At 45.0% G+C, this 24,016-nt stretch carries 20 protein-coding genes and 1 riboswitch; of the genes, 17 read left to right on the forward strand and 3 right to left on the reverse strand.

Going from position 1 to position 24,016, the window contains the following annotated elements:
* Window positions 1–271 precede the first annotated feature (271 nt).
* On the reverse strand, window positions 272–1,588 hold the full coding sequence (locus tag LG211_RS02770; RefSeq protein WP_269476968.1) for a MerR family transcriptional regulator: 1,317 nt from the start codon (window positions 1,586–1,588) through the stop codon (window positions 272–274).
* Between the two features lie 169 nt (window positions 1,589–1,757).
* Here LG211_RS02770 and LG211_RS02775 point away from each other — a divergent pair, with 169 nt between their 5' ends.
* The 7 genes from LG211_RS02775 to LG211_RS02805 all read left to right on the forward strand — a co-directional run bounded on the left by LG211_RS02775 (window position 1,758) and on the right by LG211_RS02805 (window position 8,785).
* Window positions 1,758–3,449: an APC family permease gene (locus LG211_RS02775; protein ID WP_227754639.1), complete on the forward strand. Its 1,692-nt coding sequence runs from the start codon at window positions 1,758–1,760 to the stop codon at window positions 3,447–3,449.
* Between the two features lie 38 nt (window positions 3,450–3,487).
* Window positions 3,488–5,119: an amidohydrolase gene (locus LG211_RS02780; RefSeq protein ID WP_148396781.1), complete on the forward strand. Its 1,632-nt coding sequence runs from the start codon at window positions 3,488–3,490 to the stop codon at window positions 5,117–5,119.
* 14 nt (window positions 5,120–5,133) lie between these two features.
* Window positions 5,134–6,363, forward strand: coding sequence for a saccharopine dehydrogenase family protein (locus LG211_RS02785; RefSeq protein WP_269476969.1), 1,230 nt, complete (start codon window positions 5,134–5,136; stop codon window positions 6,361–6,363).
* A 365-nt stretch (window positions 6,364–6,728) separates the two neighbouring features.
* A complete protein-coding gene (locus LG211_RS02790; RefSeq protein ID WP_148396779.1) occupies window positions 6,729–7,151 on the forward strand; it encodes a rhodanese-like domain-containing protein in 423 nt (140 codons plus the stop codon).
* A 27-nt stretch (window positions 7,152–7,178) separates the two neighbouring features.
* A complete protein-coding gene (gene trxA / locus LG211_RS02795) occupies window positions 7,179–7,505 on the forward strand; it encodes a thioredoxin (RefSeq protein ID WP_148396778.1) in 327 nt (108 codons plus the stop codon).
* 15 nt (window positions 7,506–7,520) lie between these two features.
* On the forward strand, window positions 7,521–8,447 hold the full coding sequence (gene trxB / locus LG211_RS02800; RefSeq protein ID WP_227754635.1) for a thioredoxin-disulfide reductase: 927 nt from the start codon (window positions 7,521–7,523) through the stop codon (window positions 8,445–8,447).
* 77 nt (window positions 8,448–8,524) lie between these two features.
* The gene (locus LG211_RS02805; protein ID WP_148396776.1) at window positions 8,525–8,785 is read left to right on the forward strand and encodes a hypothetical protein; all 261 of its coding nucleotides are present in this window, start codon (window positions 8,525–8,527) and stop codon (window positions 8,783–8,785) included.
* Between the two features lie 148 nt (window positions 8,786–8,933).
* On the opposite strand, the gene LG211_RS02810 is transcribed toward LG211_RS02805, so the two are convergent.
* Window positions 8,934–10,037: an alkaline phosphatase family protein gene (locus LG211_RS02810; RefSeq protein WP_148396775.1), complete on the reverse strand. Its 1,104-nt coding sequence runs from the start codon at window positions 10,035–10,037 to the stop codon at window positions 8,934–8,936.
* Window positions 10,038–10,146: 109 nt separating this feature from the next.
* Between LG211_RS02810 and LG211_RS02815 the strand changes: the two genes are divergently transcribed.
* Window positions 10,147–11,040, forward strand: coding sequence for a LysR family transcriptional regulator (locus LG211_RS02815; protein WP_148396774.1), 894 nt, complete (start codon window positions 10,147–10,149; stop codon window positions 11,038–11,040).
* Here the strand turns inward: LG211_RS02815 and LG211_RS02820 are convergent.
* Window positions 11,037–13,154 carry a sensor domain-containing phosphodiesterase gene (locus LG211_RS02820; RefSeq protein WP_269476970.1) on the reverse strand — a complete coding sequence of 706 codons (2,118 nt, stop codon included), beginning with the start codon at window positions 13,152–13,154 and terminating at the stop codon, window positions 11,037–11,039. The two genes, LG211_RS02815 and LG211_RS02820, sit on opposite strands and share 4 nt — an antisense overlap.
* Window positions 13,155–13,331: 177 nt before the next feature.
* On the opposite strand from LG211_RS02820, the gene LG211_RS02825 reads away from it, so the two are divergent.
* From LG211_RS02825 to nrdR, 9 genes are all read left to right on the forward strand, one after another.
* The gene (locus LG211_RS02825) at window positions 13,332–13,979 is read left to right on the forward strand and encodes a Crp/Fnr family transcriptional regulator (protein ID WP_148396772.1); all 648 of its coding nucleotides are present in this window, start codon (window positions 13,332–13,334) and stop codon (window positions 13,977–13,979) included.
* Window positions 13,980–14,088: 109 nt separating this feature from the next.
* A complete protein-coding gene (locus tag LG211_RS02830) occupies window positions 14,089–16,671 on the forward strand; it encodes a bifunctional diguanylate cyclase/phosphodiesterase (protein ID WP_269476971.1) in 2,583 nt (860 codons plus the stop codon).
* Between the two features lie 89 nt (window positions 16,672–16,760).
* Window positions 16,761–17,423 (forward strand): GTP pyrophosphokinase family protein, encoded by a 663-nt coding sequence (locus LG211_RS02835; RefSeq protein ID WP_148396770.1) that lies wholly within the window; start codon window positions 16,761–16,763, stop codon window positions 17,421–17,423.
* A 112-nt stretch (window positions 17,424–17,535) separates the two neighbouring features.
* Window positions 17,536–18,729, forward strand: a complete 1,194-nt coding sequence (tig, locus tag LG211_RS02840) for a trigger factor (protein WP_253019342.1) — start codon at window positions 17,536–17,538, stop codon at window positions 18,727–18,729.
* 186 nt (window positions 18,730–18,915) lie between these two features.
* Window positions 18,916–19,006, forward strand: a riboswitch (glycine riboswitch).
* Between the two features lie 108 nt (window positions 19,007–19,114).
* Window positions 19,115–20,539, forward strand: coding sequence for an alanine/glycine:cation symporter family protein (locus LG211_RS02845; protein ID WP_148396768.1), 1,425 nt, complete (start codon window positions 19,115–19,117; stop codon window positions 20,537–20,539).
* A 120-nt stretch (window positions 20,540–20,659) separates the two neighbouring features.
* On the forward strand, window positions 20,660–20,917 hold the full coding sequence (locus LG211_RS02850; protein ID WP_148396767.1) for a YlmC/YmxH family sporulation protein: 258 nt from the start codon (window positions 20,660–20,662) through the stop codon (window positions 20,915–20,917).
* A 350-nt stretch (window positions 20,918–21,267) separates the two neighbouring features.
* Window positions 21,268–22,689 carry an MFS transporter gene (locus LG211_RS02855; protein ID WP_148396766.1) on the forward strand — a complete coding sequence of 474 codons (1,422 nt, stop codon included), beginning with the start codon at window positions 21,268–21,270 and terminating at the stop codon, window positions 22,687–22,689.
* A gap of 11 nt (window positions 22,690–22,700) precedes the next feature.
* The gene (locus tag LG211_RS02860; RefSeq protein WP_148396765.1) at window positions 22,701–23,357 is read left to right on the forward strand and encodes a cyclase family protein; all 657 of its coding nucleotides are present in this window, start codon (window positions 22,701–22,703) and stop codon (window positions 23,355–23,357) included.
* Window positions 23,358–23,540: 183 nt separating this feature from the next.
* A complete protein-coding gene (gene nrdR, locus LG211_RS02865; protein ID WP_148396764.1) occupies window positions 23,541–24,005 on the forward strand; it encodes a transcriptional regulator NrdR in 465 nt (154 codons plus the stop codon).
* Window positions 24,006–24,016: the final 11 nt, after the last annotated feature.

The following is a 24,016-nucleotide window of genomic DNA, read 5'->3' on the forward strand; positions in this document are numbered from 1 at the left end:
AGACGGAAGTTAGAGATACAGTAGAATAGCCCATACATATGCCCCGGGGGAGTGATCCTGACCGGGGCTTTTTTGTTTGCAAAGTTGCTGAACTTGTTGCAATCACTTATGTCGGTACTTCCCCAATTCGATTGTGGATATAAAGCGTAAAAAGCCATCTCCACCATACTGAAGAACAAACGCAAAAACAGCTTTCCATTTTGGAAGGCTGTTTTTGTATTTATCTCTTGAAGCTCTTATTTCATAAACGTTTCCGTGCCCCCGGCAGCGATCACTTCGACGCTGCTGGGCGGACGGCAAGAAGGGTGTGCAAATATTGTTTTTCTCCATTTTCATGATAGTGAAAATATTCGGAGAAAACAGTATTGTATCCAATTTTTTTATCTTCAATGACCGTGTATCCGTGCAATATAAGCGTATCCATATAGGATGATAATGTAATAAAGGGATTCATGGCACGGCTGTATTCCCGGGAAATATTCAGGGGAGATTTCGCTCCTGTTTTATAATAACAAAGACAGCCGGCAATAGACGCACTATCCGAAAAATAAGGATCGAGATATTCATAGAGCGGTTTATTAAAAAAGAACGCATAATTATATGAACCCAGATAGTCGATCAGCAGATTTATGCTTTTTTTCTTTAAAGGAAGCTTATTGGAGGCGGTCACAATATAAATAATATTCAAATCTGTTTGCAGACTGTCAATATGTTTGCGAACTGCAGCGATTGTTTCTCTCGATAGTCCCATGATAATAATCGTTGCATTTTTCAAGTACTCGGCATTGCTGTACAGGTATGGAAACACAGAAGCGATATCGGGAAAAAGGACCGTATCCGGATGAGGAATTCGGTTTATTATGATTTCATTCAGCCAGGTTCTGGCTTCGTAGTTGATAGACAGATAGCGCTGAGGAGCGGAGAGAAATCCTTCGTAAAACAGCGACTCATGCTCACTAGTGGTCGGATCAATAAAATAGTCATCGCAAAATGAAGGATCCTGGTCCAGATCGATGTTTTTGTCCACACAAATGATTCCGTCCTGGATATAACCTTCATAACCGCATGAGCACCTCATAGAACCAGAGATTACGCTGCCTGCGGATAATTTTACATTATCCATATCAAGAACGCTCTCACAGTCGGGACAGACGATGAAAGACAGCGACTTCAGGGGCAGCCCGGTTTTCTTGCCCGAAAGGAGCGGCGTCTTTGCAGATGCGGTCAAAACGGTTTCTCTGAATGCAAGTTCTCTGAGTTTCAGATTGATGGTTTCAATAGCCGCCTTTGTGCTTTGTATTTGTTCAGCAAGAAGTTTCTTTTTACTCATAAAGAGAGCACCCAATTCTTTGCAGCGCAAAGGGTCTTTTTCGTCAAATATCCTTGAAATGTTGACAAATTGGCGCATTTCTTCCAGTGAAAAAGAGGAATCCCGAAGATCAATCAGAAGCTGCATTTCAGACTCGTTAAATTCATTAAAATTGTATTGCGCACCATGTTTTTTTGGTGTTATCAACCCCTCTTCAATATAATACCGGATCGTTGAAATAGGAACATTATATTTTTTTGCAAATTCACCTATCTTCATAAGTACTACCACCTTTTATAATATCTTCCATTGTATCACAAAATATCAAGTGCACTTAATGTTTTTGAATAAAATAAATTTTTTGACTAATTGACCTTTAGTGTACAGGACGGTTTATTCTTATAAGTGAAAGAACGATAATATAGGATTAATGGAAAAGGAGGTAGAGATGGCTGAAAAAACCAGCGGAGTATCAAGTCTGCAAAAAAACAAGTACAGTGTATTTTCCGTGTTCTGTATGATTTACTGTACGGCCAGTGCGGGAGCATTTGGAGTAGAGGAAATTGTGAGTGGGTGCGGACCGGGAATGACGATATGCATTCTCATAGGAATGGCGGTCGTATGGGCTTATCCGGTCGTGCTCGGCACTGCGGAATTGTCATCCATTATGCCGGGAGAGGGCGGATATTACTACTGGGCCAAGCATACGCTCGGTGAATTCTGGTCCTACGTAATGGGAATCAATGGAGCGGTAAGCTTCTATGTATGCAGTTCCACCTATGTCGTAATGTCGGTTAATTACCTGGCAACCATCGTGGATATGACCCAGCTGGAAGCAACCGTTATTAAAGTGGTCATTATCTTAATTTTCACGGCGATAAATCTGAAGGGTCTGAAAGATGTAAGCATTGTAAGCATGATCTTTGCCGTATGTGTAGTGGTACTGTTTGTTCTCGTTTCGGTCGTCGGATTTTCGAACTGGTCTTTTAGTCCTTTTGAGCCATTCATGCCGGAAGGAATGGATATCCTAACCGGTATAAGCATGGGCATAGGGCTTGGTATATGGATGTATTGCGGATTCGGGGCCATAACGCTGATGGCCGGTGAAATTTCAAATCCGCAGGTCATCTCAAAGGCTATGAAACTGGCCGTACCCGCATCTGCACTCACCTATTTGCTTCCGACAGCAGCAGGACTTGTTTCCGTAGGACAATGGGAACTGTGGAGCCCTGGTGAGATGGGGGGAATTGGATTCCCAACGGTTCTTTCATTGTGGTTTGGTGATGCCGGAAAGGTCATCTTCGTCGTGGTTGCAATGGTTGCCGCTTTATCCAGCTTCAATACCAACATGGCCGGAGGTTCGAGATCCTTTTTTGTACTCGCGGACGACCGGCTGTTCCCTAAAAAGTGGATCACCAATGTAACCAGAAAAAGTGGGGTGCCGTATATCGGCGTAATTTCTATAGCAATTGTAACCATTTTAATGATGCAGATCGAATTTAAAGCCCTGGTTCTAATCCAGGTGATCCCGATTCTGGTAGCGCAAGTTCTTGTATCAGTAATAATAATCAAAGCACGAAGAGATATTCCCATGGAGCGCAGAGCCGGATGTTATTCTGTGGGTGGCGGCAGAGTTGGACTGTTTCTTGTTACCGTACTTCCGGCCTTCGTAGCAGTGCTGGCATATTACATGAATGGTATGGATTATTTTCTATATGGTCAGATATTCCTGCTGATTGTAGGAGTTACATACCCAATCGTAAAAATCACCTTGGGAGGGTTTTCAGAAAGCGATCCAGAGCTATATCCCCAGAATCCGAGAACGAGGATGGCTTACGGAGACCTCTACCGCATCGCAAAATATATGATCATCATGGGCTTTGTCTCAATAGTCGGATACTTTTACTTCGGCGTGATGGAGGGAGACTGGGGTCCGGAATATTATGCGTCGGTATATGGAGGAGGATTGCTCGGCAATTTTGGAGCTATGAGACTGGCATTGCTGATAGGAGGAGGGATCTGCGTCATCATTTCCCTGACTCTTTATATGGCAGCTACTAAAAAAGATCAAAAGATGGCTATGCCGACAAAGATCACTGTGACAATAGGCGAACATGCTGATGAAACTCGGGCGCAGTAAATGAAATCATAATTTTGTATAAGATTGGGGTGAAACTTATGGATAAAATTTTATTAAACGGAGTGGTCTACACCATGGATCCCGAAAATTCAATAGCTGAAGCAGTTGCAATAGAGGAGAATATTGTGAAGGCGGTAGGGTCGAACGAAGAAATTCTTAGACTTAAGAAGGAAAGGACAGAAGTGGCGGACATGAAGGGCGCTATGGTGCTGCCAGGATTTATTGATGCCCACTGCCATCCGGCAATGACGGCATATTTCATGAATGCTATACAATTCAGCGAGGAGATGTCTCTGGAGGAAGTGCTGGAAACTTTGAGAAAGGAAATTGAGCAAAATCCGCATAATGAGTCATATGTGGGCGCGGGATACAATGAATTTATATTTGACGAAAACCAGCCATATTCTCTTAAACTGCTGGATGACATTTGCCCCAACAAGCCTGTTATCCTGATGGGAAGCGGATTTCATGCCTGCTGGGTCAATTCCAGAACCTTTGAACTTGCGGGAATAACGGAGGAAACACCGGATCCCATACCAGGATATCAGTACTTTGAAAAAGATGAAAACGGCAGGCTGACAGGTCATGTCGTCGAAACAGAGGCTGAAAATATGATTCTGCGCAAGGTTAACTTTTTTGACAATGCCAGTTTGGAGAACGCTTACCAGGTAATGTCCGATGAATTTTCCCGGGTAGGGATAACGACTCTGGTAGGCTGCGGCAATTTTGACTGGATGGGCCGCAGGCCTTATGAGGTTACATGGGAACTGACACGCCAAGGCAAAGTCTATCAGAGATTCTACGACTGCACGTTTGTAGATTCGGCTGAACAGGTGGAAAGAGCATTAGAGGAACTTATCGAACTTAATGACCTTTACGATGATGATAAGTGCAGGGTCAGTACCTATAAAGTGATCCTTGACGGAACCTTCGAGACAAAATCCGCCAGTGTTTCTTATCAGTATATAGATGATTATGAAATGGTCCTTCCTATTCTTGAAGGCGATGCCATCCGGAAACTATACGCCAAAGTAGCAGAGCTGGGATTTGATCTGCATGCACACACCATCGGCGACCGTGCGGCGCGCGCCGCCATTGAAGGCGCAGAGGCCGTAAGAGCGGCAGGGTTCAGCGATACGAGAGTGACGAATGCACATACGCAGTATGTAAAAAAAGAAGACCGCAAAAGGTTTGGGGAACTTAATATCATAGCAAATACTTCAGGCGGATGGCATTACTGGTATCCGGAAATTGAAACAACGCTGGGCTCCATATCGAAAGAGGAATTTATGTTAAAAGAGATCATGGATGGAGGTGCGCTTATCACTATGGGAAGCGACAGACCCGCTGATGAAGTAGGTTATGATCCGAGACTTGCTATAGCAACAGCGATGACTCGAAGATATGCGAAATTTTTTAACGATCCGCAAATGCTTTCCCTTCCGCCGCAGGAGCAGAAGCTTTCCCTGCAAACATGCTTGGAGGCCTATACGGTCAATGCGGCGTATCAAGTGCATATGGAGAATAAGCTGGGGCAGATCAAAGTGGGAGCGTATGCGGATATTATCGCCTTTGAAAAGGATATGTTCGATTTGACGCCAGAAGAAATTCTCGATGATAAAGTTGTTATGACAATGTTTGATGGAAGAACTGTATATAAATGTGATTAAAAAGGAGAAACGAAATGGGAAAGAAAATATTAGTATTAGGTACGGGAGCTCAGGGGTCAACGGTAGCGCAGAGAATGGACGAGGAACCGAATGTCGAAAAAATCATCTGTGCCGATGCAGACCATAAGGCTGTAGACGAACTCGTAAAAATTTTGAAGAAGGCAGAAGGAACATATGTTGATGCCAACGAGGTGGACAGTATTATCAAGGCGGCACAAGATGCGGATCTTATTATCAATGCACTTCCGATCAAATTCGCGCCGAAAGTGCTGGAAGCAGCGCTGGCAGTAAAGGCAAACTATCAAGACTTTGCAGCAACAGACGTACTCGATCCATGGTGGCCTAAGTGTGTAGAGATTCTATACAATGACTATGGAAAGAGGTTTAGAAAATTGGGAAAGCTGGCCGTCATTGGGACCGGATCAGCGCCGGGGATGATGTGCGTAGCAGCAAAAAACAGTATGAGATATCTTGACACATGTGAGGATATCTTGATGATGGTATACGAGGGAGTAGAAGCCAAGCGATTTCTGCCGTTCTGGTGGTCGCCGTTTACTGCATTATCGGATATGACGGATCCTACATTCGCGTTAAAGGAAGGAGTGCTTGTCGAGACAGAGCCGCATTCACTGCCTGTGACGAGACTTTTCAAGGGCTGTGCCAAGGAAGTAACGCTGGTGGAACATGCCCATGATGAGACGGTATATATGGGATTAAACAAAGATACCCACTTCAAAGGAGCAAAGAACATCAACTTTAAATATGGAGGAGTGGGGATCGACTTTTCAACACCGCTATATCGAGCCGGTTTGCTGGAAAGAGAGGAACAAACATATAAGGGACATACCTTTATCCCATTTGATGTGATTCTGTCACACCTCCCCCCTGCACCTAAGTATTACAATGAAATCAAAGAGATTCTCGACGAAGGTCTCGTAAAAGATGAGGGCGCTTTCGTGGTGGAATGCACAGGAACAAAGGATGGAAAGAAAATAATGGTGGAGACATATCTTTATGCACCAGGCTGTGAAGAAAGCTTCAAGAGGGCAGGGATCACGGGGGAACAGTATCTGACGGGACAGTGCGGCGCTCTGTTTACTAAGATGTTCGTAAACGATGACTACAATCAGACAGGGCTGCTTTCATCAGACATGTTGACGTATGAAGAATGTGACAAATATCTGGCATACGCTAATGAATTGGATATCATTCTTGAGACAGAAGTCAAGCCATATCTGAAATAAAAGCTGGTTCTTATGGAGACAGGGCGACGGAAAAAATACATATCTTCAGTAAGTTCTAAAATCTCATCTCCTATTTATAATAAAGGTATCGAAACATGGAACTGCTTGTCCAGATAAGAACAGGACAGCAGAAATAAATCAGAATCTTGTACCCTTTTAAAGGCACAACTAATGGATGGAATCGTTTAAATAGCAAGGTTAGATAAAAATCCGTCATTTGACGGATTTTTTGACATAAAAGTAACAGACTCATAAAATGTATCGGAATTATGAGAAAAATGATAAAATCTATTGACAATATCCCGAAACATGATATAGTAACAATACGAACTGTAAATAAAATGATTACAGTTAAGGGAGGGGAAATGGAAAATTTGAAAAAAAGCTTGGTTGCATTATTTCTTGCGGTTTGTATGTTGCTGGCCGCATGTGGCAGCAGCGCTGTGGAGGGCGGAGGCAAAACAGAAGACAATTCGGGCGCCTACCATAAGATCACTGCTGAGACAGCAAAGCAAATGATGGATGAAGGAAATGTTACAGTCGTGGATGTGCGGACAGAGGAAGAATACAAATCAGGCCATATCCCCGGTTCCATACTTGTACCCAATGAGGAAATCGGAACCGAACAGCCGCAGGAACTGCCGGATTTGGATAGCGTATTACTGGTGCATTGCAGGACCGGTATTCGAAGCAAGGAAGCCTCTGACAAATTGGTCAAGATCGGCTACAAAAATGTCTATGATTTTGGAGGTATCATCGACTGGCCGTATGAAACAGTAGAAGAATAATAAAAAATCAAAAAGGAGATGTAGGATATGTTGATTAAAGAAATTACGAACAAAAATTTTAACAAAGAAGTATTGGAAGTACAAGGCCCGATCTTAATTGAATTCTGGGCCCCATGGTGCGGCTACTGCAAACGCCTCTCGCCAGTAATGGATCAAGTAGCGGGAGAATACGAGGGAAAACTCCAAGTAGGAAAAATCAATATTGATGAGCAGACGGAGCTGACTGCCCGGTTTGAAGTGGAAACCATTCCTACTCTGATTCTGTTTGCAGAAGGAAAAGCCATCGATTCCGTCATCGCACCTCAATCCCGGGCACAAGTCACCGACTGGCTGAAAACAAACAACGTCTTGTAATTGGAGGTGGAGAGAATGACCAAGGAACATAAACAGCAATATGATGTCGTTATTATCGGCGGCGGACCGGCCGGTTACGCTGCAGCTCTTTATTGCGCCAGGAGCAGTTTTTCCGTTTTGGTACTGGAAAAGCTTTCTCCAGGAGGACAGATGGCTACCACCGGACAGGTAGATAATTATCCTGGCTTTGATGAAGGCATCGACGGTTTTGAACTGGCGGAAAAAATGCAGCGAGGCGCGGAGCGCTTTGGAGCAGAGACCGCTTTTTCCGAAGTGTTATCGCTAGACCTGAAAGCTCAGCCCAAAAGGATCCAAACAACGGACGGCGAGATTCTGGCACGTTCGGTCATTATAGCCACCGGAGCTTCTCCCAGAGAATTGGGTCTTGCGGGAGAATCGCAGCTTCGCGGCCGGGGAGTGGCATACTGTGCAACCTGCGACGGCATGATGTACAAGGATAAAACCGTCATTGTATCAGGAGGGGGCAATACTGCGGTAGCCGACGCCCTTTTCCTTTCAAAAATATGCAAAAAAGTATATCTCGTGCACCGTAGAAATCAGCTGCGCGCATCGAAGGTATACTTGAAAGCATTGGAAGACAGCGGCGTGGAATTTCTATGGAATAGCAGGATTACTGAAATTCTCCATGATAAACGAGTTACCGGCGCCATGATTGAAGAGCTGACCAGCGGGAAGATTGCACAGGTTGCCTGTGACGGCATCTTTGTAGCGATCGGCCGGGTACCAGATACAGAACTGTTCAAAGATCAAGTGGATATGGATTCTACCGGCTATCTAATTGCAGATGAGTCCACAAAAACGAATATACCTGGAGTTTACGCAGTGGGAGACGTCCGTACTAAGCCTTTAAGGCAGATCGTGACGGCTGCTGCGGATGGTGCGGTTGCTTCGCATTTTATCGAAGAGTTTCTAGCGGAATAAACTTTGAATTATCAGACTTTTTCTGTGGAAAAAACTTAATAAAAGAGTTATGATAAAAGAAAAAGGAGGAATCGGCCATGTTAGGCAGAGCAATGGGCGGTAAACATACTTGCTATGTTTGCGGAAAAGAAGTTAAGTGGGAGACCGAGTATAAAGGATATCCTGGAAATGCGGCAGACGATTTGATCCCAGTTCCTGCTCAGGAGAGTGCCCTTGGTAAATTAGAGGACGGGGCTGTTGTCTTTGAGATATCCTATATCTGCCCCAACTGCAAAACGAAAAATAAATTCAGGGCTGAACGGCATGTCAATTTGGATGATACCCAGTCTTCCCGGTAAAGCTCAAGCCATAGCGGAGCTGGGAGATTCTATCCTCAAGCCCGAAGAACGAAAGCAAAAAGAGCTGATTTTATAGGAAACAGCTCTTTTTGCCATATTAAGGTAGAAGGTATTGATGGATCATCCATACATTTGAAAACAAAGCTTATCACAGCAAATGCCGGACAATATCTTTGCTGTATGCATATTCTTGTGAATCTGCGGCCGCATTGACGGCAATGAGGGGAACCGTCCGTTCATACAAGGAACCGTGTGTTCGCACCTGATCTGTATGAAGGATTGGCGGATCCACCTCCCCAAAGGCACAATCTTTGGCAGCAAAGGCCACAAAATCGCCGATGTCATCCTCCGGAAGATGGTAGAGGGCAGCCGCCTCTTTCGCGGAAAGCACCTGTTCCACAGCCGGCAGAGAAGCAGTCAATTCCAGAATCTGCGCTTCCTCGCTTGGATCCTGCAAATAGAGGTAGAGAATACCGCCCTCCTGATAGATGTGGTTCTCAATATAGCGGTCTTTCAGAGGAGGCACGCAAACCATATGAAAGCCTGCCTCATCTGAAATGGTTTGGAGGTTGATAAGAGTCGTCTTTTGATTCATGCCATGATCTGCGGTAACGTAAATTTGGCGCGATGGATCCAGATCATGAATTTTAGCCACATAGTCGTCGGCAGCTCGTATCTGCTCCCGCGCCTCATCAGTTCCCGGAGGGAAATGGTGCATGATAAAGTCATTGGTCGTGCAGTAGACAAGAGCCGGGTTTTCTTTTTTGATGCATTGATAAGCGGCCTCGAAAATCCAGCGGCTGCTGTCAGGACTCTGTACCTGTGGCGGCACGGAAAGTCCTAACCGGGCAAGCAGCTCCTGATCCGGCTTTTGCACGCTGATGCCGATATCCACACCTGCCCCGAAGACTTCCAAAATCTTGCCTTTCACAGTAAGGAGCGATGTTTTCCCGCCGGCCGCTTTATATGCTTCCAGGATGGTTCGGGCCTTCATGAAGCCGGTGCTTTCTATAAAACCCTGGTCGCCGGTCGCGGGGTCATAATAATAGTTGCCCACCACATGGGTGTCTTCCGGAAAAGCGCCGGACATGATACAAGCGTGGTTTACATTGGTAACGCTTGGAATCGCTCCCTGTACGGTCTTTGCAAAGGAGCCGGGCCTTTCCGCCAGTCTGAACATATTCGGTGCGGTGTCCCTGGTCAGATATTCAGGTGCGCACCCATCGATGACAATGATTAACGCCTTATTCATAAAACATTCTCTTTCCTTTCTGCCATCAGTTTACAACAGAACCAATCTATTGTAAAATACAAATAACTTTTCGTTATCATTAGTAAATACTTATGGATAGGAGAAAGAAATGTCCTTTCGAAACCTGGAGATATTTGCAGAAGTCTGCAAATATATGAATATGAGCAGGGCTGCCGAGCATCTGTATATTTCCCAATCATCGGTCAGTCAGGCCATTGGAGAGCTGGAAAAGCAGTACCAGGTAAAACTGTTCGAACGGCTTTCGAAGAAACTGTACTTGACAGGAGCAGGCAGGGAATTGCTTACTTATGTTCGCCAAATCCTTTATCTGAACGAGCAGATCGAAGAAAAAATGAGCGATCTTTCCAGCTCTGAACGGCTTCGCATCGGCGCCTGCACGACCGTGGGTTTTTACTTTATGAATCCCCTTTTGGATCGATATCAGGCTTTATGCCCGCAGGTGCGGACCATGGTGGAAGTTGGAAACAGTTCCCAGCTCGAACGCAAGATCCTCGATGCACAGCTTGATCTTGCTTTTGTTCAGGATATTACCCGGGCAAAGGAAGTGACCAGGGAGAGCGCCCTCGCCGATCGGCTGATCTTAATCTGCAGAAAGGACCATCCTCTGGCCGAAAAAGAAGTGGAGCCGGAGGCGCTTCTCGGGCAGCCCTTTGTTGCCAGAGAAGCGGGCAGCGGGACCAGGAGACTTCTGGAAGAACTTTTGGCATCAAACGGCGCGGCTCCCGAGTATGCCTGGATTTGCAATAGTATCACATCCATGAAAGACGCAGTTATGCACGGCAGGGGAATCTGCCTCTTATCCGAATATTTGGTCGAGGAAGAGTTGAAAAACGGTGAGTTGGCGCAGATCCGCATTTGCGGCCGTGAGCTAAGACGCCATTTTTACCTGATCTGCCATAAGAATAAATTTAAAACAGAGGGCATGAACCGCTTTATAGATCTGTGCAGACAGCAGTCGGAGGAATTGGAGCCTGAGGCTTAGATGGCGGCCAGATATCGCTTGGTAAATTCATCGAGAGGAAGCGGTTTGCTAAACAGATAGCCCTGGGCAAGATCGCAAGACAGCCGATCGAGTAACTGGAACTGCTCTTCCGTCTCAACGCCTTCGGCCACCAGCTGAATGCCGAGTTTTTTACACAGTTCAACGATGGTTTGAATCAGAAGCTGAGCTTTTGTATTTTTGGCAACATCCTCCACCAGACTTTTATCGATTTTCAGCACATCAAAATCCATGGATGTAAACAGGGAAAGATTGGCGTACTTTACCCCAAAATCGTCGATGGATATGGAAAAACCTTCGGCCTTTACTTCTTTTAAAATGGTTACGATTTCCGCAGAAAGTTCCGATTCCGATCCTTCCGTGATTTCGATCTGAATCAGATTTTGAGAAATATCATACGATTTCCAGAGATTTTTCAAATTCTGTAGAAAGTTGGTCTGAGTCAACGTATATCTGGAAAAGTTCACCGATATGGGAATAACCTCCTGGCCCTCGTCGATCCACCTTTTCAGTATATTGCATACAGAGTGAAATACATAGAAATCAAGCATATAGATTAAGTGGGAGCTTTCCAGAACCGGGATGAACTGGGACGGTGCGACCAATACCTGATGCTTATCGATATACCGCACCAATGCTTCGGCTCCCGCCAGCTTCCGGTCGGAGAAAGAAAGCTTGGGCTGAAGATAAACCGGAAATTGCCCTTCCGCTAAGAACTTGGTAAGAACTTGCGGGTTGTTAAGCTCCAAGAATTGATCGTTGATATAACGATAACGGCTGGTCTGAGGATTTTTTCGATAATAAGCTTTCTTGTCAGCATACATTTGCTCATCCGCGTCACTGATCAGCTGCTGTATATTATCACATTGGCTGCTCCATGTGGAGCCAATTGCCGCATCATACTCCTGATTATTGATAAAGGACTTTTTCAGTGACCAGACACAAGAATCAAAATCATCTTTTTTGATTGGCCTGCAGATAATAACGAATTCATCGCCGCCGACGCGATAAATACGATCCTTCGAAAAAATGGAAGAAAGCTTGGTTACTGTGTTGGTCAAAGCGAGATCGCCGTAACTATGCCCTTGGTTATCGTTAATTGCTTTGAGCCCGTTCAAATCAACATAAACAATGCCGATATCGGTGCAGGTTTGGCCGCTCAGCTTGTCGATATCCTTGATAAAGCGATTACGATTATGGACACTGGTGAGTGTATCCTGATAACTAAGTTTGCGCAAGAGCTTTTCGGTTTCCTGCTTTTCGATAATGGAAGTAAGAAAGTAGCTGATTGTTGAGAAAATCAGCGGAATATGCTGAATGTTTTTTTCCGGAGGATTGTCAACCCCAATATATCCCCGAAGATTACCATCCGCCAAAAGCGGGGCAGCTACCAGACTATGTATGTTTTGTTTGGTCAAAACCTGATATTCCTTCGGCGAAATATCCTGGATTTCATCGATATTATCAATCACCACACATTCTTGACGATGAAAAGAAGGCCGCCATCTTTGCACGAGATCAATATCCATATCCTGCAGATTGTCTTTTTCAGGCTGAACGCCCGGGGCGCACCACTCATAAGTATTATCCATCCGCAATCCTCGAATTTCAAAAATATAGACGCGCTCAGCTTCTAAAAAGCTGCCGAGCGTATCCAGCAGCTTGTTAACAATTGTTTCCAGCGATTGGGACTGATGAAGAATTTTAGCGCAGTCAATAATAAGGCTGGCCGATTTGACCAGCCGCTCCAGTGATTTCTTTTGGAGCTCCAGTTCAGTGACTTCGAAAGCAACCTCAAAGCGGGCCGGTTTTCCTTCCCAGTCGATTAAACTGTCCTTGAGAATATAGTAACCATTAACAGAAGGATTATAATATTCCCAAGTATAGGCTTCCTCATAAACTAGACAGTCATTGGTGCAGAAGTCACAGGGACGGTCCCTGTTTTGCAGCAGCTGATAACATTTTTTCCCTTCCAAGGAATCGGTTCCAAATTTCTCCCTGCCCGGTTTATTCAAATAAAGCAGATCGTAACTTTCAATATCGGAGATGTAAACCAGCTCAGAGATGGCATCGAGCATTTCGAAAGCTTTTTGCATGTTGGAGCTCCTTTAGTTCATAGTAAATTAATTATATTTATTTTCATTATCTCACTAAAAACAAGCGGAGTCAAGAAAACAGCCGGGCCCAGAGGCGGCTGTCCGTTTGACTTATGCGGCGGGATTGGATATACTAAGAAAAGAATTCGTTGTATTTACAACGGAAGCGGGGATGTTATGAAAGACTCTAAATTATTTGAAGGTATCCTTCCGGCTGAAATTGAAGCACTGCTTTCCTGTCTTTCGGCAAGGAAGCAGAGTTACAACAAAAATGACTTTGTATTTACAACAGGAGACCGCATGGCTTTGACAGGTATTGTCGTTTCAGGCAGCCTGCGCATTCTGAAGGAAGATTATTGGGGCAACCGGACGATTATTGAAGTTTTGGAACCAGGAGAGGTCTTCGGAGAATCCTTTTCCTGTGCGGAAATTAACCATGTTCCTGTCAGCGTTATGGCCGTTGAATCTACGGAAGTTTTGCTGCTGGATTATAAAAAAATATTGACAACCTGTCCCCAATCTTGTCCGTTCCACGCTAGGATTATCCGCAATATGATGAAAATTCTTGCCCGGAAAAATATCGCCTTGATGCAGAAGATGGAGCATATCACAAAGCGAACCACCAGGGAAAAGCTGCTGTCTTATCTGTCGGCACAAGCGATTAACTGTGGAACGAGCCGTTTTGATATTCCTTTCAATCGCCAAGAACTGGCCGATTATCTATCAGTGGACAGGAGTGCCATGTCGGCTGAGCTGGGAAGGATGAAAGAAGAAGGACTGATCGAATATCAAAGAAATCATTTTATTTTAATCAGGAAAGAATAGCAAAGCTTCTTTAAAAGTGATACCATTGATAAAGATGCGCATCCGCTGCATATATTCGAATTGTCAAAGCGGATACCGATACATTCTGTTTCAAAAGAAAGGTTCGATTATGAAGAAATATGAAGAAGAAAAAGAGCATATAACCGGTATCTCTTTGGAACATTGGGTTTTTGGCGAGATCATGGATAAAATGAATGCCAATATTTATGTTACCGATATTGAAACAGACCGGATCTTGTTCATGAACAGGCGTATGAAAGAAGCATTCGGGCTCGATGAACCTATCGGAAAAATTTGCTGGCAAACACTGAAGAAAGGAAGAACCCACCGCTGCGACGATTGTCCGATCTTTCAGTTAGAGAAAAACAAGAAAGAAGCGGATTCTTATATGTGGGAGGCCGATGACTTGTCTAACAATCGTATTTATGAATGTTTTGACAGTCTCATTAAGTGGTATGACGGGCGTACGGCACATTTTCAATATTCAGTGGATGTCACAGAGGTCAAGCGGCTATATAGGCAGGCCAGCACTGATGAGCTGACTGGAGTGCTCAACCGCAGGGCTGGAAAAACAGCTTTGAAAAAGTCTATGGAAAAGGCCCAAAGATCGGATGAACCTCTTGTGCTTGCTATGATTGACGCCAATGAGCTGAAGCAGGTCAACGATAAGCTGGGGCATCAGGCCGGTGATCAGCTGCTGGTCACCATTGCCAGCCGAATCAGCGGGGTGCTCAACGAGAAAGAATACTTATTCCGATTGGGAGGAGATGAATTTGTAGTTGTTTTTTCCCATACCACTGAAAAAGAAGCAGAACGAAAGCTGAAAAACGTGCTGCAGGGCATCAGAAAAGAAAATTTGCCGGGCGTGATGACTCAGAATGCCTTTTGTTTCGGTGCGGTCTGTGTTGAAATGGACGAGATCGATTCCGTCGATGATTTGCTTTGCGCTGCGGATGAGAAGCTTTACCAGTATAAACGAACTGCCCATATAGAAAGAGCCAATGAAAGACTGAAGCAACTTAATCATCCAACGGATGCAGAGCCTTTTTCCTATAATAAAGAGCTGCTCTATGATGCCTTAGCGCAAAGTACGGATGATTACATATATGTTTGTAATATGAAAACCGGCGTGTTTCAATATCCCCAGTCCATGGTAGATGAATTCGGACTGCCGGGCCGGATTATCGAAAACGCGGCCGCAGTCTGGGGCGCAAAAGTACATGAACACGATAAAGCGGCATTTTTAGAGTCCAACCAGGAAATTGCCGATGGGAGAACCGATTGTCACAGAGTGGAATATCGGGCTCTTAATCACGAGGGACAGTGGGTTTGGCTCCGTTGCAGAGGTCGCCTGGAACGAGACAAAAATGGCGAACCGGAACTCTTTGCGGGCATAATCACCAATTTGGGCAATAAAAACAGAATTGACCATTTGACCGGACTCTTAAACAAATTTGAGTTTATTCACCAGCTGGAGCTGCTGACTCAAGAAGATCGAGACGCGCCTTTTTCTCTGTTGCACTTAGGCCTTGATAATTTAAAAAGAGTCAACGACCTCTACGACCGTCATTTCGGTGATGAAGTAATACGCATTGCGGCCCAGAGACTTCAAAGCCTCCTCCCCAACAACGGGATGCTGTTCCGTTTGGATGGAGACGAGTTCGCTGTGATTTTATTTGGCAAAGACAAGGCTATGGCTCAGAATTTTTTCCGCTCTTTGCAGAAATCCTTCGGCAAGCAGCAGAGCTATGATAACCGAACTTTTTTTTGTACCATATCCTGCGGATGTGTGACGTTTCCCGAATATGCCGCCGCCCATATGGAACTGATCAAGTATGCCGGCTATGCGCTTAACTATGCCAAACAGAGCGGAAAAGACCGAATCGTCTTTTTTTTCAGAGAAATGTTGGTTGAAAAAGTCCGAGTTCTGGGAATTGAGGAACTGCTTAGAGAAAGTATCAACAACGGATTTAGAGGGTTTGAAGCGTATTTTCAACCAGTATTCGATAAGCATAAGAAACTGGTTGGCGCAGAGTGTCTTTCCCGATGGGCCAGTGAAAAATTCGGCAGAGTGGGCCCGGATGAATTTATCCCTCTCTTGGAGAAAAACGATCTGATTTTAAAATTAGGCAGATGGATTTTTGAAGAGGCGGTCAAAAAGAGCGTAGAATGGACCAGGATAGGCTATCCGATCAAGATCAGTGTCAACGTTTCTGCCAGCCAAATGGAGGACGAAGGGCTGCTGCATTTCATACGGTCAACGCTGTCCAAATATCACGCCGATCCACGGCTTTTGATGCTGGAATTGACCGAAAGCTACTTTGCAGACAGCGGAGAAAATTTGTCTATGATTCTCTCCCAGTGCAGAGAGATGGGGATGTCCGTGGCAATCGACGACTTCGGGACAGGTTATTCTTCGCTGGGGCTCTTGAAGCTGGCGCCTGCCGATGTTGTTAAGATTGACCGCACCTTTATTAAAGGTATCCGGGATAGAAAATTTGATCGTTCTTTTGTCAGTCTGATTGCGGATTTGTGTCATGTGATGGATATGGATGTCTGTGTGGAAGGCGTAGAGGACGAGGAAGATTATCAGGCGGTGGCAGAGATGGATATTCAATATATTCAAGGCTTTTATCTCGGCAGGCCGGTGCCTAAACGCAGCTTTGAAGAAATGTTTTTAATAAAATATTAAGAAAACTTCCACAGCAGCGACCAGCATTCTATTGTACAATAACAGAATACGGGAGAAGAGACGAGCACATAAGAAAAAGGAGTTAACAAATGATTATTGAAAAAAAAGACGGCTTTCGATTGGATGATGCGACAGTACCGGCGGCTTTAAAGCCGCTCATGGATGAATTCCAGGATTACGTGCTTCTGCGGAACACCTATCATGCTGCCATTCGGGAAGTAAGCACCAAGTTGGAAATATTGGATGATGAGTTCCAAGTAAGATACGATTACAACCCGATTCACCATATGGAATGCAGGCTCAAGTCGCCCCAGAGCCTTTTCGAAAAGCTGGAAAGAAAAGGACTGGATATACGCCTTGAATCATTTTATAAAATCACAGATATTGCCGGAATCCGGGTCATTTGCAATTACATCGATGATGTATACGCAGTGGCATCGCTCTTACTGCAGCAGGACGATATCAAACTGCTGCGCCGCAGCGATTATATTAAAAATCCCAAGGAGAGCGGATACAGAAGCCTGCATCTGGTGGTACAGATACCGGTGTTCCTTTCTGACCGGACAGAAATGGTCCCAGTAGAAATTCAATTCCGGACCATTGCTATGGATACGTGGGCCAGCTTGGAGCATGAGCTGAAATATAAGCGGGTCGGCGGAATTACTTCCAAAATGGAGGCAGAGCTGAAGGAATGCGCGGAGGCTATGGCGGAAGTGGACCGGAAGATGGAACAGATACATAAGGAATTGTAATGTGTGTTCTGTGTGAACGAAACATGTAGATTTGTATCAAATCTTTAAAATTTGGTCAAGATATGATACGATTATAAAGATTCTGCGAAAAATTAAAGAGAAAGAGGAAGCTATGAAAAAGAAATTGATGGCACTGACTTTGATTGTATGTCTGTTCGTTGTGATGGGGCTGACTGGATGCGGCAGCAAACCCTACAGTAAGTATGATCTGTCAGAATATGTGAAGGTGGGAAAATATAAGGGCCTGGAAATAGAAAAGATTAACGTTTCTGTTTCGGACGAAGAAGTAAACGCTCAGGTCAAGGCCAACGTGGAGCAAACGAAAACCACAGAAAAGAAAAAAGAAGGAACTGTGGCTAAAGGCGATAAAGTGAACCTGGATTATGAGGGTAAGATCGACGGCAAGACTTTTGACGGCGGCAGCTCCAAAGGCTATGACCTGACGATCGGCTCCGGGGAATTTATCCCCGGCTTTGAGGATGGCCTCATCGGAAAAGAAATCGGCTCCAAGCAGACGCTGAATCTCAAATTCCCGGCGGATTACAACAACACGGAAGTGGCAGGCAAGGACGTGGTGTTCACGGTCAAACTCAATTACGTTTCCGTGGATCAGATCCCCGAATATAACGATGCCTGGGTGGCAAAAAACAGCAAAGTAAAGACCACCGCCGAATACGAAAAGCAAGTAAAAAAGCAGCTGCTAAAGGATAAAGAAGACCAGGAAAAGAGTTCTCAAAAAGGGGATCTCTGGCAGGAAATTTATGATAGCTCAGAAGTAATCAAATATCCGGAAGAAGAAGTAAATCAATATGTAGAGGTCTTGGAGGAGCAGTATAAAAAAATGGCCGAGAGCTACAACATGGAACTGAAGGATATCTGGCAGCAGATGGGCATCCAATCGGAAGAAGAATATAACGAAAAGAATAAGCAGGCAGCTCAGGAATATGTAAAAGAACAGATGGTTTCCTATTATATAGCGGATAAAGAAAAACTCAGCTATACTAAAGATGATGAAAAGAAGCTGCGCGAGCAGATTGAAAGCTCCGGATATACGGAAGATACTTTCAAGGAAAACTTCGGCGAAGAGATCGACTCCTATATAGAACTTTCTTTGACCTATGAAAAAGTAATGGATTTTATCTATGAACAGGCAAAGGTTGTAGATAAAAAGACGGAGAAAGAGACAACCGCGCCAACGGAGGAGTCAAAAGCTAAAGACTCTACTGAGGCTACTCAGTCCACCACGGAAGGAAAAGGCGCTGACGACGCTACCTCCAACGATGAACCGGGCGGCGCCGACGCATAACCAGCAACGGCATTGCCGCAAACCTACAACTTCTAGAAAAAAAGATTGAAATACACTGCAAGATGTGGTAATATCGATACGTTAGTTTGTCGATGGAGCCCGAATCTTGCAGTTTTTTCGGGTTAAAAAGCGACATCCTTTTCACCAAAGGCCGACGGAAGCGCCGCGGCGCCGACTGGTGAAAGCACAGAATTCTCTGGAGAGTCTCATGATGAGCGCCGAAGGTGTAAGGTGGAATTGCCGCCGATCTCTCAGGCAAAAGGACAGAGCAGATAGCTGATATCTTAATAGCTTTGCCCTATCTCTGGAAAGTCGAATCGTTCGGCTTTTTTCTTTTAACTGCAGTTTTATACGCAATTATACTTATGAAGAGAGGGTAGAAAACATGGATCAATTGACAAAAGTGCTAGTAAGCATTGATGATGTGGTATGGGGAGTGCCGATGATCGTCCTGATTATGGGTACCGGTATCTTTTTGACAATCCGCCTGGGCGTGCTCCAGTTCCGCAAGCTGGGAACCGCACTCAAGTACATGGTAAAAAACGAAGCCAACGGAGAGGGAGAAGTAACCAGCTTCGGGGCGCTCTGTACAGCGATGGCAGCGACCATCGGTACCGGAAATATCGTCGGCGTAGCTACAGCCGTTGTGGCCGGCGGCCCGGGTGCGTTATTCTGGATGATTCTGGCCGCTTGTTTTGGTATGGCCACAAAATACTCAGAGGGCGTCCTGTCAATCAAATATCGTGTTATCAAAGAGGATGGACATGCCCTGGGAGGGCCGTTCTACTATATAGAAAATGGAATGGGCAAGAGCTGGAAATGGCTGGCCAAGCTGTTTGCTATCTTCGGCATGATGGCCGGACTTCTGGGGATCGGCACCATTACACAGGTGAACGGAATCGCTTCTGCGGCTCAGGGATTCTTTGACCCCAACAGCCAGCACATGGTATCCTTATTCGGCAGAGATTATTCAATCTCCATTGTCATTACGGCAATCGTTGTGGCAGTGTTGACTGCTCTGGTTGTCATAGGCGGGATCAAGCGAATCGCCAGCGTTACGACGATCATAGTACCTTTTATGGCAATTGCTTATGTAATCATCTGTGTGGTGATTTTGATTGCAAATATTCGAGCAATTCCTCATGCTATTGTTGAAGTTCTGGCAAGCGCTTTTGGATTGAGAGCAATGGCCGGAGGCGCTTTAGGGGCGCTGATGCTGGCGATGCAGAAAGGTGTTGCTAGAGGTATTTTCTCCAACGAAGCGGGCTTGGGAAGCGCGCCGATCGCGGCAGCAGCCGCACAGACCAAGGAACCGGTAAGGCAGGGCCTGATTTCCATGACTGGTACTTTCATAGATACCATCGTCATTTGTACCATGACCGGATTGACGATCATGGTTACGGGAGCGTATGATAAAGCTGTCGCTGAAGGTTTGGAAGGGGCTCAGGTAACTTCCTTTGCCTTCGGACAAGGTCTGCCCTGGTCTGCGGGAACAGGATCCTTCGTACTGATGCTCTGCCTGGCTTTCTTTGCCTTTACGACCATACTTGGATGGGATTACTACAGCGAACGCTGTCTGGAATACCTGTCCGGCGGGCATAAAGGCGTGCTTACCACTTATAGATGGCTCTACATCCTGGCCGTTTTAGCAGGACCGTTCATTACGGTAAGCGCAGTATGGACCATCGCTGACATCTTCAACGGACTGATGGCGATACCAAATCTGATCGCACTGCTGGCTCTAAACGGAGTTATCGTAGCAGAAACCAGGAGCTATTTTAAGCGAATTTCAGAAAACCGGCTTCAGTAACTTTGTTCGATGAAAATTTGACATAGAAAAAAACGGCGGAAGAAGAAGCAAAAAAGCGTTCTTATTTCTGCCGTTTTTTAATATATTTAAAAGGACAAACATTAAAAGGGGGATAAAGCGATGTTAAATACGGAGAATATTAAAAATAAAGAAGTGATCAATATTTACGACGGCAAGAGTCTGGGATTTGTATATGATATTGAGATAAATTTGAAAGAGGGAAAAATTGAGGGGATCGTTCTGCCGGGACAGCGGGGATTTTTTAACCTGTTCGGCAGAGATACCGAAGATTTCGTGATCAAATGGAAGAACGTAAAAACGGTCGGCGAGGATGTAATTCTGGTCGACGTGCCGACATCTCTGGACTCGGTGGATTAAACATCGGATTAATCAATAGAAGGAAATATAAAAACCGGAAAAAACATGATCTAGAGGAAGATTTTCGTGTACAGGCTATAATTCTAAATTGAATAGACTCTTTAAATAATGAATAAAACAATGTATCAAGGAAATGTAACGATGACGGGTGAAAAATGTTAAGATGTACGGCGGCAGATTATTTCTAAATGAATAATCTGCCGCTATTTTAATGACAAGAATGGCCGAATACCAAGAACGTCAGGATGGCATGCATATTGCATTAATACTAATGGTGTTCAAAAGGTCAGAAGGGATTAGGACTTATTTGACAAACTTATATTAGATTTATGAAAGGAAGGTCTTAATTTATGGGAAACAATAACATTACGGCTAATAGCCCGAATGAAAAGTTGCCTTTTAAGGTCAAGCTGGGGTACGGATTATCCGGTTACTGCAGCTTTATCACATGGACAGCTTTCAGCTATTATGGTCTCTATTTCTTTACCGATGTAGTCGGTCTGTCGGCAGCTTTTGCCGGCGCAATGATCTCACTGGGTACTTTGTGGGATGCGATCACAGATCCGATCGTGGGAGGTATTTCCGATAACCTTAAGCTGAAAAGCGGCAGGCGGCGTCCGCTCATTATCGGCGTGGCAGTCCCCTTCGTTCTCATCAGTATCTTGCTCTTTACCAACTGGGGCTTCAGCGAGGCTGTTTCTAAAGTATACTTTGTAATTATTATTCTGCTATACTACACAGCTCAGACTGTACTGGACATTTCCAGCTCCGCCCTTGGTTCTGAGATGACACTGGACTATAACGAGAGGGCTTCGCTTGCTACTTTTAAGAACTATTTTGGCTTGACCGCAACGGTTGCCATCAGCCCGACGCTGATGTTAGTCGCATACTTCGGCGGATTGTTTGATAATGCTGACCGCGGTTGGAGCTGCACCCTGGCCATCTACATGATCGTGGCGCTGCTCTTTATCTTTATCCTGTGGAAATCGACCAAAGGATATGAAAGACACAGAGAAGACAGCGGAAAGTTCTCCTTTGCCGATGTCAAAGAAATTTTCAGGAGCAAACCGACCAGAATCGTCATGCTGGTCTTTGGTATTGCGATATTCGCCAATACCATCAATTATGCGCTGCAGGTTTACTACTATACAAATTATGCACTTCTATCAGAAGGACGGATTGCAAGTGTAACCTTAGTGTTCGGTGTGGCCAGTATTTTCTGCGCATGGATTACGGACAGACTGATGCAGAAACTTTCCAAAAAAGCAGCATGGGTAATTGCCATCGGTCTTGAAGCTGCTGTCATGATCATCATGATCGGATTTATCATCCAGCCGGGAAATGTGGCGTCGATTTATGTTTTGGCAATTCTTATGTCATTAGGAAACGCTGCTGTATATCAGGTGCCTTGGGCGATGATTCCCGACTGCGTCGATGTTACGGAACTTACATCCGGAAAACGTGTTGACGGCGTTATTTTCGGTGTTGTAGCCTTTATCCAAAAGGCATGCGGAGCTTTAGGAGCGGCGGTTCTTGGTACGCTTTTGACAGTTATCGGATACGATGCTGCAGCTGCTACGCAGACCGCGGATGCTTTGAGCGGTCTCAAGTACATGTATGCGTTCTTATGCGGAGGCATTTACCTCATTACGGTATTGATTATACTCAAGTACCCGCTCAGCAGACAGAAGCACGACAGAGTTCGCCAGGCGATTGCGGAAAGAAAGCAGGGCAAAGAAATCGATATGTCCGAATTTAAAGATCTGGTTTAAGAAAGGAGCGCATGATGAAAGTTAAAAAATTTGTAGACTTATCATGGGAAGTATCGGATAATAGTCCGATTTATCCGGGAGACCCGGAACCAAAAGTAACAACAACACATACAATTGAAAAAGATTATTACAATCTTTCCGGTGTTTATGTGGGAACTCAGACAGGAACCCATGTAGATGCTCCATATCACTTTAGAAATGACGGCGATACCATCGACAAAATGGAGCTGGATTTCTTCTTTGGGGAAGCAGTGGTAATCCGTGTGACCGATAAAAAAGAAAATGAAAAGATCACCATGGAAGACGTGATGCCGTATGATGAGAAGATTAAGGAAAATACCATCGTTCTCTTCAATACCAACTGGTATAAGACGAGAGGAACGGAGGCGTTCTATAATCATCCCTTCGTAGCTGGCGAAGTAGCCGAGTACTTGGTAGATAAAGGTGTTCGTTTCATTGGTATCGATACCATGAACGCGGACCAGTCGGGCGGAACCGAATTCCCGGTTCACGATCTGTTCTCCGAAAAGAGACTGATGATCGGTGAAAACTGGGCTTATTTGGACCAGATCGACTTCGATAACGTGGTCGTGGCAGCCTTTCCGATGAAAATTGCCGGAACAGATGGATCTCCGGTCAGAGCGGTTGCTATGGAAATTGAAGAGTAGACTTTGCTTAAAGGCTCCTGTACGAGCCGGCTATTGGCCGGGCTTGGGCGGGAGCCTTTTTTTTGGAGCTTTGCCAAAGCGGAAGTAAATCGGATAGATTCCCTACTTGGCAAAAACCACAATATGTAGTAAAATCACTATGTTGGCTTACAGGAATAGTAGTGATACAAGGAGGATATTGAGATGAGATGCCCGTTTTGTGAAAACCAGGATACCAAGGTAATCGACTCCAGGCATACGGAGGATGGACATGCCATTCGCCGGCGGCGCGAGTGCGATGCCTGCGGAAAACGGTTTACGACCTACGAAAAGGTGGAAGAAATGATCCTCATGGTCATTAAAAAGGATGGCAGAAGGGAAGCCTTCGACCGCAACAAGATCATGAACGGGATCATCAAAGCCTGCGAAAAGCGGCCCGTCCCCATTGCTGAGATTGAAAAGGTGGTCGATGAGATCGAGCGGGGCCTGAATAACATGATGGAGAAGGAAGTGGAGAGCACCTTCATCGGCGAACTGATCATGGAACGCCTGCGCAAGCTGGACGAAGTGGCTTATGTCCGCTTTGCATCCGTATACAGGCAATTTACCGATATCAATACCTTTGTAGCCGAAATTGAAAAATTGCTTACAACCAAAAAAAGCAAGTAAAGGAAGCGAAA

It is taken from the genome of Hominibacterium faecale, assembly GCF_020734085.1.
In the GTDB taxonomy this organism is placed as follows: Bacteria; Bacillota; Clostridia; order Peptostreptococcales; family Anaerovoracaceae; genus Hominibacterium; species Hominibacterium faecale.